Annotated in this window: 11 protein-coding genes and 1 pseudogene; 2 read left to right on the plus strand and 10 right to left on the minus strand. The window is 34.1% G+C overall.

The window, feature by feature from the left end:
- Nucleotides 1-73: 73 nt before the first annotated feature.
- Nucleotides 74-430: a Tn7-like element transposition protein TnsE gene (locus B806_RS19890; protein WP_017386165.1), complete on the plus strand. Its 357-nt coding sequence runs from the start codon at nucleotides 74-76 to the stop codon at nucleotides 428-430.
- Between the two features lie 55 nt (nucleotides 431-485).
- Here the strand turns inward: B806_RS19890 and B806_RS0108320 are convergent, their stop codons facing one another.
- From B806_RS0108320 to B806_RS0108345, 6 genes and pseudogenes are all read right to left on the minus strand, one after another.
- Nucleotides 486-818, minus strand: a complete 333-nt coding sequence (locus tag B806_RS0108320) for a DUF6527 family protein (protein ID WP_017386166.1) — start codon at nucleotides 816-818, stop codon at nucleotides 486-488.
- Nucleotides 815-2,185 (minus strand): ThiF family adenylyltransferase, encoded by a 1,371-nt coding sequence (locus B806_RS0108325; RefSeq protein ID WP_017386167.1) that lies wholly within the window; start codon nucleotides 2,183-2,185, stop codon nucleotides 815-817. The genes B806_RS0108320 and B806_RS0108325 overlap by 4 nt, the downstream gene beginning before the upstream one ends.
- Complete coding sequence (locus B806_RS0108330) at nucleotides 2,182-3,243, minus strand: E2/UBC family protein (protein ID WP_017386168.1); 1,062 nt, start codon at nucleotides 3,241-3,243, stop codon at nucleotides 2,182-2,184. Before B806_RS0108330 ends, B806_RS0108325 begins: the two co-directional genes overlap by 4 nt.
- Before the next feature lie 127 nt (nucleotides 3,244-3,370).
- Complete coding sequence (locus B806_RS0108335; RefSeq protein WP_017386169.1) at nucleotides 3,371-3,922, minus strand: helix-turn-helix domain-containing protein; 552 nt, start codon at nucleotides 3,920-3,922, stop codon at nucleotides 3,371-3,373.
- Between the two features lie 24 nt (nucleotides 3,923-3,946).
- Complete coding sequence (locus tag B806_RS0108340) at nucleotides 3,947-5,101, minus strand: hypothetical protein (protein ID WP_017386170.1); 1,155 nt, start codon at nucleotides 5,099-5,101, stop codon at nucleotides 3,947-3,949.
- 433 nt (nucleotides 5,102-5,534) lie between these two features.
- A pseudogene (locus B806_RS0108345) lies at nucleotides 5,535-5,829 on the minus strand (hypothetical protein).
- 896 nt (nucleotides 5,830-6,725) lie between these two features.
- Between B806_RS0108345 and B806_RS0108350 the strand changes: the two are divergent.
- Nucleotides 6,726-7,349 (plus strand): LysE family translocator, encoded by a 624-nt coding sequence (locus tag B806_RS0108350; protein ID WP_017386171.1) that lies wholly within the window; start codon nucleotides 6,726-6,728, stop codon nucleotides 7,347-7,349.
- Here the strand turns inward: B806_RS0108350 and murI are convergent.
- The 4 genes from murI to hutG form a co-directional block, all read right to left on the minus strand.
- The gene (murI, locus tag B806_RS0108355; protein WP_017386172.1) at nucleotides 7,336-8,136 is read right to left on the minus strand and encodes a glutamate racemase; all 801 of its coding nucleotides are present in this window, start codon (nucleotides 8,134-8,136) and stop codon (nucleotides 7,336-7,338) included. The two genes, B806_RS0108350 and murI, sit on opposite strands and share 14 nt — an antisense overlap.
- 23 nt (nucleotides 8,137-8,159) lie before the next feature.
- Complete coding sequence (locus B806_RS0108360) at nucleotides 8,160-8,798, minus strand: HAD family hydrolase (protein WP_017386173.1); 639 nt, start codon at nucleotides 8,796-8,798, stop codon at nucleotides 8,160-8,162.
- A 104-nt stretch (nucleotides 8,799-8,902) separates the two neighbouring features.
- Nucleotides 8,903-10,729 carry a DUF885 domain-containing protein gene (locus B806_RS0108365; RefSeq protein WP_017386174.1) on the minus strand — a complete coding sequence of 609 codons (1,827 nt, stop codon included), beginning with the start codon at nucleotides 10,727-10,729 and terminating at the stop codon, nucleotides 8,903-8,905.
- Nucleotides 10,730-10,983: 254 nt separating this feature from the next.
- Nucleotides 10,984-11,904, minus strand: coding sequence for a formimidoylglutamase (hutG, locus tag B806_RS0108370; protein ID WP_017386175.1), 921 nt, complete (start codon nucleotides 11,902-11,904; stop codon nucleotides 10,984-10,986).
- Nucleotides 11,905-11,908: the final 4 nt, after the last annotated feature.

An 11,908-nucleotide genomic window follows, 5' to 3' on the forward strand; every position in this document is an offset into this window, starting at 1 on the left:
TATTAAGGCATCACCTGCTTTAATAACTGATTGATTAAGCCCGATATGTATAACTGCATATCGGGCTTTTTTATTGCATGGTTCAAAGGATTCATATAAAACAAATACAAAATGGAAAACTTATGGCAATCCTCGATGTGTAGCTGAAGTTAGTTTCCAGCTTAAGAATCAAAATATTGTAATCTTAGAGGTGGACATATCTGACAATAAAAAACCGTTTTCAACTCGTATGTTATCGCTTAAAGATAGAAATCAGTGGAATACTACTAATCGAGCTAAATTCCAAGAACCTGTAGTCACTCAGTGTTTAAGATGGCCGAAAGGAATTTTTAAAAATATTTGCTATAAAAATAGCAAATTAAACTGCCCTAGGATGGATAGTAAACACCAAGTAATCTCAAAAATCTGTATTAAACCACTGGGCCCGTAGATTAACTTTGATAATTGAAATCACCTAACCTCTTGGATATTTATCATCGAATTAATTAACACCAAATAATTTTTCCATCTTTAATCCAAAAATGGGATTTACAGCCTTTTTTTAGAAATACTGAGGGATATAGACTAATTTTATTCTGCGAATTGATCTTGATATCCCATCTAGGCTTTGCCTCTTTAATTACAGGCAACTCAATTGTATAACCACAGCCACAAGGGCATTTTAATCCTACACACCAGAACTCATCATCTTCAGCAGCTACTACAATTGCTCTTATTGGCATTAGTTTAGGCAGAGAATCCCCCTCTATTAAAACAAATGATCTATAAAGAATTTTATCCAATAATAAATTAAAGTATTTTAAGAAAAATCTTTTCATTTCCCCTCTCCAAGATTAGGTATACCTAGCAAAGGATTAGTCACTCCATGACCAGTATTTACCTTAGAGATTGGTTCAAAATCATCTTCTTTAAAATATTCAGTTTCATTTGCCCCTAAGCAAACAATTGCCCTTGCATAATTATCATTACTCTCTTGGCGAAATGGAAAAGTTCGGGCAATAAACTCATTTATACAAAAAGCGGATGCCAGCATGTTAAGTGAAATCACCGATGGAGCTTCTTCATGTACTCCCTTTATATAGCCAGCTTGAAGTTGCTGCTCATAAGTCTCAGGAGAGCTATCTTTTAGATATTCTGTATTTAAAGAAGCAGAAGTATAAACTTTTCGATCCTTTAATGAGCTTTTATGTGGCTGAATATAATCTAAACGTGCACAAACTTCTGTAATAAAGGTTCGTCCATCTTTTAAACCTGTTGGAATTGTTACTCCAATATCAAAAACAGGTAAAAGAAAGAACTCATTAATTAAATCAACATACATCCTTGCAGAAACAGTATCAACACAACAGAACAATACGTCACAAGTTGCAGCCTCTAAAATAGCCTCATATGTACCGATCTTACAATTTAATGAAGTTAATTCTATATCTGATCGATAGCTTCGAATTGCATTCGCTATAACTTCAACCTTTGCTCTCCCATTCTCCGCATCTTGTATCGTTGAATTCAGAATTCTATTTAAATTCTTATGCTCGATAACATCATCATCGATCAGAACAAGATGTCCAACTCCTAATCTAGCTAAACTCTCCGCTATAATAGAGCCAGTCCCAGAGACACCAATAATACCAATTTTAAATTTTTTTAGAATGTGCGTCATTTCGGAAGAAAAAGGCAATGCTTTTTTTGATGAAGAGGAGCATATCAATTCAATATCATTACCAACTATCAGAAACTTATCAATATATTGTTTAGATAGGTTTGATTGATAATAACGACCAACCAACTCACCCTCAGGTGTCATGATAATTGAACCATGTAATTGATGATAAGCAGCAAAAATACATGGAAACACTTTTAGATCACTAGCATCATCTGCTTTTGAAAACCAATTCACCCCTGAAGGATGTGAATGCATGAGAAATATACTAAAGTTGTTTATTTCCCCTTTTTCTATCGCATCTTCAATATACTTTCCAGGCCAAGTTAAATAATCAATTTCTCGCTTACATTCATCATAAGGTACAAGAATGATATCTTGAACCATGAAAATAACTTGATCATTTATGAAATTGCATACTGCAAGCACTATTGCACTAGCCTCTAGTCCATCTCCAGGAAATAGATGCTGTTTTAGAGCATCTAAATCTTTATCAAGGATTCTAAAATGTGATTTCGAGATCATTGTTGCACCTCACGCAATAAAGACTCCTCAATCAATGAAAAATGTGTAACAACACTATCAATTACAGGATTCCACTGCGATACATGACTACGATGTCTTGACCATCTTTGGTAACTTTTACCTTCAATAATTTGGTCTACATCTGTACAAGCCGGTGTCACTCCATTAGCTAAATGGATACGTGGATATGTATAAAACATATCGATCTCCGCTTGAGGATATAAACTAGGTATCTCAAGCGCCAATGTAACTTGTTTATGGTTATAACCATCAGGGAGTTCATAATTTTCAACAACTAACCATCTACGTCCTTGATCAATAATGGTTCTGAAATCTCCAAAAACCTGTCTCAAATACTCATCATCTTTCGGCAATACTTCAAACTGTCCTAGAGAAACATCACCATTATTAACTTCTCGTGGAATCAGGCGTAATTTTTCAATACCGGGCTTGGACAAATCAAGGATAGAGTTAGATTGCACCTCTACTTTTGGCTCACCTTGAATTTTCAAAAACATTTGATAATTATGCCCATCTTGAATACCAGCTAAAGCTAATGCCTCTGAGACAACAATTTGGGCTTTATCAACTTTGATTATTGTTCCATTAACATTTAATTCAAAATACTGTTTAACCACTTTGGTATAAATATCTTCAATACCAGATGCATTCAAATTTACAACAATACTATCCGTGATTAATAAGTCTTCTTCCGTCTGTCTAGATAAGAAGAATGGCTTATCTGTAATACCTGTAAGTAAATGTAGATGCTTTAACGTAATTTGGCTTTCTGGCCACTCATAGTTAAAACCATTAACTTTAAATTTAAGACTTCGATCTCCCTCAACAATGAAAAATTTATCACCTTTTTCAAAATCAATATTTTCTTCAAGGCTAATTTCTTCCATACCTTGTTGCTTGAGCACTTGATATAAGAGAACATCATCTTTTTGAGAGTAGCCAATGGATCTTAAAAGTTGAGAACCAATAGGTGAACTGTCATCTATTGTTCCATTTTTAAAACTTAAATCGCTGAGAGAATAAGAAAACTGTTGCATATGTAACCTCACTTCTGCTTAATCTGATTAATTTATTTTTATTAACCAGATTGTAAAAAAACTTCCTGAAATTAAGGTACACTTAAATTCTGCTTAAGTAAATACTTTTAAGCAGAATTTTTTTACTTTATCCAATAATTTGATAAATGAATTCGATTCCACCAGTTTCAGCGGTTTCTTCAAAACGCAAAATATATCCATCATCAACTAACTTTTTTAACTTGCTACTCGCATTTTGTACAGATAGATCCATTAGAGATGCTAATTGCGAAGTTGTTAATTTTTTCTTAATTTTTAATAATTCGTAAATTTCCAAATTAGATTTTGTTAAAGTAGGACCCAACAGCCTAATTCCATCTTCAAGCCTTATGGCTAAGGGTTGATCTAGAGCGACAGCTGCATAATCAATGTTATCAATTACATCTTCATCATAAAGGTCTTTAAGAATAAAACCTTTTTTACCACGATAAACTTGAGCTAGAAGAACAATACTTTCTCTAGCAAAAGAGGAATCTGCAAACTCAATATCTTGAAATGAAATTTCAAAGAAAGTTTGATCCCTATATTTGTCAACATAGGATCTCAGTTCGTTAAATGTTTCTTTACCTAATTTATTGCCGTGGGGCACATTAGATTTGCAAAAATCAAAAATTTTCATAACATTGATATTCTGGTTCATGTCGTTCTTTTAATCAGTTTACTTCTATTTGTCAAGTTTAATAGTAAGAACATAATGAGTTCCTTCTAATTGCATAAGATCTTCTTTTGTTCTACAGCCTAATGTTTCTATACCTTCAATACCAAATGGAAAATTAAATTCACTTGTTTGTTGCCTAATTGTTAAAGATATATTAGAAACGCCTGTACCTGATATCTTTCTAAGTACTTCATTTGTTCTTGATAAACCTAAACCTCTCCTGTTTAGGCCAGTTCTTGAAACTTTTCCTTTATTAAAAACATATGATAAAAGCTCAATGTCATTTTCTAAAGTTTGTTCTTTCAAAACTATTAAATCTGGATTATCTTGATAATGAACTAAAGCTTCATTTCTCAATGTATTGATTAATCCTGCACCACTATCAGATATTGCAATAATGATCTTTCCAGAATTATAAATTTGAAGAGCAATAAAGCCATCTATTCCCGATAATCCATGATCCCTAATATTTCCAACTAATTCACCTATAAAGGTTCTAAGTTTGCTTAATAGAATTTTTTTGTCTTCTTCAGACAATTTCGCTTCTATCAACTCAGCTAATCTAAGTAAATAAGAGTCATCTTCTTCTTCCGTAATAGATATAATTTCACACAAATTATCTGAATTTCCATTATATATTTTTGCTAATGAAACTTCGGGTCGACAAGGCAAAACCGTTACATCTTTATGAATTTTATCAAAAAATCCACAACGGCTTAAATAACTTATACTATCTGAATTTTTGTCAAATTTTAAAGTTACATTTGAGCCAACTTTAATTAATTGATTCGTAAGACTCAAGATTTTAAGTATGCAATCTAACAATAGAGATTTATTTGAAAAATCAAATGTAATATGACTTATTACGCTGAGTAATTTTGGATGTTCCCTTAAGGCATTTTCAATATCTGAAGCATTCAACCAGTTCGATTTACTAGCAAAAGTAATTAGAGTGGTAGCCTTTTTTTCGTATTCCCAAAAAAAATCTTTATTTTGACTTAGGCCAACTAAATTTAACTTTAATTCTTGATGTAACACAGCACTAACTTGAGTATGCGTTATCTTTTTTCGGGTAGGATCTAAAATTAAGGCAATTTTTTTAGCCCTTAAAGGCCCTTTCACCTCTAGAATTTCAAGAATATTTTTCAGTAAGTCATTCATAAATTAAATATTGAAAGGGTCAAGGATTTTATAAAATAAGCATGTTAAATAAAAATTGATAATTTCTTTAGCATAACTATAAAAAAATATTAATTGTGCATATCTATCACATAAAAGGAATCATACTTGCTTTCAATAAATTTTCAAACAATAAATAAGTCTTTAATATAATTTAATTAATTCTAATTTTAAGTAGTAATATCTAATTCCCATTAGGCAAATAAATTTTGATCACTTATTAAGCATGTTATACATTAATTAATTGCCTATCGGGCTTTTTTTATTGCGTTCATATCCCTACACAGATGATTTTACGTGAAAGAGAATCTAGTTTGATAGTAGAGAACTCTCCTAGGACCCTATGTCACAACGGACTTTTACTTTTGCGCTGATTTAAAGTTTGAGAGATCATTGCGACACAGAGATAAAGGAGCTAAGCGAACTTAGCCCATTTTATTTTTATCGCAGCGTTGAATGCTGCTGAACAAGTTAGGGGCAAAGTCCTGTGGGAGAACAGGACTTTGCAAACTGGTGTGTTTTAAACGTTGTACGGTTTGAGGTGATTACACCTGTTCAAGCTGTTGGCAAACACAATTACAACTGGCTTGCATGTGTTCATCTGACAAACAAATTCTTTTAAATTCCTGCTGAGCATTCGCTTCATCATTTGTAATACTGTAAGCACCGACCACAAGGTTTAAAAACAATATAAATTTATGAAGTTTCATATTATTCTCATGATTATTTACATCTTTAAATAAAATAAAAATATTATTCGTTTAAATATTAAAATAATTTTTTAAATAATAATTAATCCTCCCACAAGAATAGGAAAACAAAATAATTAAGATTATAAAATAAAAATAATTTATATATTTAAAAAAATCAGGACATAGAAAATCCAAATTTTAAATAAATAAAATAGTTAAATGAGAGAGAAAATGAGTTTAAATTGTGGCATGGCCAACTCCTTAAAAATGGAGTCCTACCACCAAATCACCGTCAATTGATTAGGGTGGCAGAACGAAAGAGGGTTGACAGACTGGTGCCCATAGAGACCAGCACGCACGGGGCGTCCCCCTTCCGTCCTACCGCAAAGAAAGGGGACGCAAGGGTCTAACGACTTATAGTAGAACTATAATCCGCTATGGGGACTTACGGTCTGTCAAAACCGTCTGGCAATGTAGGCCAGCAACGAGATAATAATCGGTATAATAAAGAACGTCAATTTATTTTAATAAAAAAGTTTAAATATAATAATTTTATTCATATTTAAATAATATTATTTTCTTTATTATATTTACAGCTTTTAATTAAATTTAAAATATAAAATTTGGTTATATATATTTAGTTAATAAAATAGATTAATCGTTAATTTTAATTTAACAGTTTGTATAAATATATACGATGAGAAAAGTTAAGTATAAAAAATATCTTAATCTAGGTACTCTGAGCTTAGAGTTTTGTAATTGAGATTTTTTGACAGTGACTCTAAAAGTTAGATCAAGTTATTTTGAGTTTTTATAGCCATAAATCTGATTATAAAATTGAAATACTTATAAATTTCATATACTTTAAATTGTTTAAAATTCACTCAAAAATAGTAACAATAAGATAGGTAAACATGATTTCTTTAGAGCTTTTCATTACATTTTTAATTACTACAATTATTTTTGCTTATATTCCGGGTCCAGCAATGCTGTATACCGCTGCACAGACGCTTTCTCGTGGTAGAAAATCTGGTTTGATGGCTGCATTTGGAATTTTCGTAGGAGGTTGTTTTCATATCATAGCGGCGTCTTTAGGCTTAACGACCATCTTTCAAATCATTCCAAAACTCTATGATATTATTAAAATTTTAGGTGCTTTGTATTTAGTTTGGTTAGGCATTAAATTAATTAGATCGACCTCGTCCCCGACTCTTCAGCAAAATGTTGAAAATGGTCAGTTACCTTTGAGGCAGAGCATTCTGGTCGAAGTTTTAAACCCTAAAACCGCTATTTTTTATATCGCTTTTTTACCTCAATTTATTAATACCTCATTGGATTTTCCAGTTTGGTCTCAGTTCATCATTTTAGGGCTGATTGTGAATCTGATCTTTGTTTCTGCTGATGTGGTTTGTGTGTTTTTAGCCAATTACATCAGTCAAAAATTAACTAAATCGAAGAAGCCCCAAAAATCTATGTCAGTGATGGGTGGACTCATTTTTATGGGGCTAGGCGTTTTTCTTGGCTTTAAAAATCAGTAGTTTCTACAGGTAAATGTTTACCTAACAAAGAAAAAGTCACGTCCGCAACTTCCAACGGGTCTGAACTAGTCCAAATAATATGATTTCCCTCATTTGGACTTTCAGAACTTAAATCATATTGATTGAGTTGACGCATTAATTGCGCAGTTACAGCTTCCGAAGGCTCAATAATTTGAATATCATGTCCTACAATTTCCTGAATCGTATCTGAGACAAACGGATAGTGCGTACATCCTAAAATAATCGTATCGACTTTTTGCTCGACTAACGGCGCCAAAATATTTTTTAAATAATCCTTAACTTCCGCGGTATGCGCTTTGCCCGTTTCGATTTTTTCGGCCAAACCAATACAAGGTACTAAAGACACTTTGATATTTTGTGCGTAAGTTTCGATTAAATTCTTGAGATTTTTTCCCTTAATCGTCGTTGCAGTTGCCAACACAGCAATATGCTTACTTTGTGTGATTGCTACAGCAGGTTTTACGGCTGGTTCTATCGCAATAAGTGGCACATTAATTTGTGCTCTAATCGTTTCAATCGCTACAGCCGTCATGGTGTTACAAGCAATCACGATCGCTTTGCATTTACCCTGAGCAACTAGGTTTGAAATTAAATGCGTGGTTCGTGAAACAATCCAGTCGCTTTCTTTGTCTCCATACGGGACATATTTCGAGTCAGCGAAATAGATAATGTCTTCATTCGGAAGGGCCTGCCGAATATGCTTAAAGAGAGACAACCCACCTAAACCAGAATCAATCATTCCAATCGGGTTGTTATTGTTATTCATGGTTTGTCCTGCATTTCATATATTTAGAAAAATTCTTTCATGGTTGCCAAGTCGTTGAGCACGACTTTGGGCTGAATGGTTTTTAATTTTTCAGCCGATGTATAACCCCAACCTACCGCAGCAAAATCAATACCTGCTTTATGTGCAGCTTCGCCATCAGTCGTTTGGTCGCCGACATAAATTGCTTGGTTTTTACCTACATCCAAAATGCTGAGAACACGCTTAATTCGTTTAGCTTTGCCAAATATAGACGAGCCGCCATCAATATGGCTAAAAAGCTCACATAGTTCTGTACCAAGAATATTTTGACAGTTTTCTTTAGAGTTTGAAGTGATAATTGCGAGCGTATATCCCCGCTTATGCAGTTCAATTAAGTGGTCCCGCATGCCCTCAAACATGTAAACGTCTTGATCTCTTTCTTTCATTAAACGAATGAAATCTTTGGCAATCCAAGGTAGTTTCCATCTGGAAACATTCATCTCTTTCATAATTTCTTTTGGTGAAAGATGTTTGTACTGCTCTACTTCATGTAGCTCTACAGATTTAAATTTATACTTCTTGGCAAGCTGATTTAAAGCACCTAAAAAAAAGCTAAAGGAGTCGACTAAAGTACCGTCCATATCAAAAATAATAGCTTGGTATTCTTTTAAAGATTTTTCCATTTTAAAGTTCTGAAATAAAATATATTTTTTATAATTATATTCTGTTTTCTAGCAGTTTTTAAATCAGGCCCAACGAGGACCTGACCTAAATTTCGATTTTTGTTTTAAGCTGCCGCTTTTTGTTCCTTAATCCAATTTTTAATACGTGCATCCAGAATATTTAAAGGCAATGTTCCTGCATTTAAAACCATATCATGGAACGCTTTGATATCAAAACGGTCTCCAAGCTCCTGTTTGGCGAGCTCTCGTAGCTCTAAAATTTTCAGTTGTCCCATCTTATATGCCAATGCTTGAGCAGGAATAGCAATATATCGATCAGTCTCTGCCTGAATATCAGGTTCATCTAAAGCAGAATGTTCTCGCATAAAATCAATCATTTGCTGGCGGTTCCATTTTTTATAATGTACTCCAGTATCGACCACTAAACGGCAAGCACGGAACAACTCACTCGATAGTCTTCCATAGTCTGAAAGCGGGTCTTTATAGAAACCAACATCTTTACCCAGTTGCTCTGCGTAAAGTGCCCATCCTTCAATGTAGGCGGTGTGGTTGGGTTGCTTTCGGAACATCGGTAAATTTGGCAAGTTTTGGGCAATATCAATCTGCATATGGTGGCCGGGAATTGCTTCATGGTAAGCAGTCGCTTCCATTGATATTTTGGAACGTTCAGAGAAGTCACCAGTATTTACATACACCTGTCCGGGACGTGAACCATCAGGCGTGCCTTGGTGATACTCCGCACCTGCCGCTTCTTTTTCTCGATATTGCTCTACAGGCAAAACTTCGACTTTATTTTTGGGTAATAAACCAAATAGCTTCGGCAACTCTGGTTGCATTTGGGCAATATATCCCCGATAAATCTCTAAAATTTCTTCACGAGATTTTGGGAAAACAGCGGGATTTGTTTTTAATGATTGTTGGAAACTTTTTAAGTCATTGAAACCTTGTGCTTTAGCAATTTTCAGCATTTCCGCTTCTATACGAGCAACTTCTTTTAACCCAAGCTGATGAATATTTTCAGGGCTTTCAGAGGTTGTCGTATTGTTTTCTACATAAAAGCGATAGAGCTCGTCACCGCTTGGCAAGCTCCATATACCCTCATGTTGTCGGCCATGGGGTAAGTAATCTTTCTGAATAAATGTTCCAAGTTTTTGATAAGCAGGCCGAACATTCTGATCTATGGCTTGTAGCACTTCACGGCTTAAACGCTCTTGTTCTGCTTTCGAAATATTTTTTGGAAATTGCTTTAATGGAGAAGCAAACACACTGTCTTTCCCTGCGGGAGTTGCAATGCTATTAATCTGCTTTGCCACCTTTTCAATTAAATATTTGGGTGGCATCAAACCATCTTTTTGTCCTTGTTTCGCTAACTGAATACCTTGATCAAGAATAAGAGGAATTTGTTTTAAACGAGAAATATAGTCTTGATATTGCTTAGCATTATCAAAGGGAATCGAACTAATAAATCCCGGAAATTGTAAATGTAGCCCCCACATTTGATTAAAAGGCATCTCATACAATTTCAAATCATAATTTTTAAGTGTTTCTTTCAACTGATAAATCATTAAATCTTTATTTAATTGATCAGTTGCTGAAAACCCTGTGCTATCAATTGCTTCAAAACGTTTTAAAAAATTTTGCGTACTTTTTTTATCTTTCTCGATCTGATTTTTTGAAAGCTCAGTCCATCGATCGTTGTAGCGTAAATCTCCTAAAACGGTTGCAGTTTCAGGACTATTTTTCAAAGTATATTCCCACTGTTCCTGTAAAAGTTGGTTTAAAGCTTTCACCCGAACAGAGATATCACTCTTTTGTTTAGATTGTGATTTTTCGATGGTATTTGTATTTATTTCGGGGGGTGTAGCATTAGAAGAATGAGACATCCAAAATAAAACACTGATACAAGCCAATTGTAAGGTTCTGTTTTTCATTTAATTATCCAGAAATATTTAACAAAGGTTAAAATAAAGACAAAACAAATTACGTGCCAAGCAGCATATAAAATGGTGTAAAAATCGAGTATTTTTTTAACTAAATGATTTTATAAATTAATTTTCTTTTTAATTATATTATTTATAGTTGCTATCTATATTCCACATCTGACTTTAATAGACCAAGAACTTAAAAAAAAGTGCACATGAACGATCTCAGTGCACTTTTGAATTTCTACATTAAAAATTGTTTCTCAAGAAAACAAATATTGATAAACAATATAGGCAGCCAACTTTGCAGTTCTATTGTCTAAATCAAATTTTGGATTGCACTCGGCAATATCTAAAAGTTTGATTTTCCCAGTCCCTTGAATATGCTTAAAAATTGCTTCAAAAGTGGCTAAATCAATTCCTTTCACAGCTGGCGCACTGACTCCGGGTGCAACCGCAGCCGCGAAGACATCTAAATCAATCGTAACGTACAAACAGTCTACTTTTTCAATAAAAGCATCAACCGCCGCGAGCACGTTGTTTAGGTTAAAAATATTAACCTCATGATCGCGTAAATATGAACAATTCAGCACATCAGCTGTATCAAACAAAACTTTAGTATTGGCATGGTTAGCCACCCCAATACATAAATAATTAAATTGTTTTTGATGCTGTTCTGAAAGGCGCGCTGCTTGTAAAAAAGGTGTTCCAGAAGTTGCATGCTCTGCTTCACGCAAATCAAAATGGGCATCAAAATTAATAATGCCTATTTTTTTATCTGGTGCGTGGGTTTGTACATATTGGAATAGACCGCTAAAGCTGCCAAATGCAACCTCATGTCCACCACCAAGTACAATCGGTTTTAAACCATTTTGTAGGCTAGTTGCGACTTGCTCCGCCAACTCAGTTTGGGCTTGCTCTAAATTGTCATATTCGCAGGTCACTGTACCCAAATCGACAATACTAACTGAGTGATGAATCGGTAAGTTAGCCAGTTGAGTACGGATTGCATCTGGTGCTTCGGCAGCGCCAACTCGGCCTTTGTTACGTTTCACGCCTTCATCCGAGCTAAAACCAATCAACGCAAATTCAGCATGTTGGGTTTTATTCATAATATGGTGAATACGTTGGTGTGCTTCACCCTCGCCATCATGTCGGCCTTGCCATTTAAATGTGTGATTCATGTGC

The sequence above is a fragment of the Acinetobacter sp. TG2027 genome (genome assembly GCF_000302435.1).
GTDB classification, from domain to species: Bacteria; Pseudomonadota; Gammaproteobacteria; order Pseudomonadales; family Moraxellaceae; genus Acinetobacter; species Acinetobacter pittii.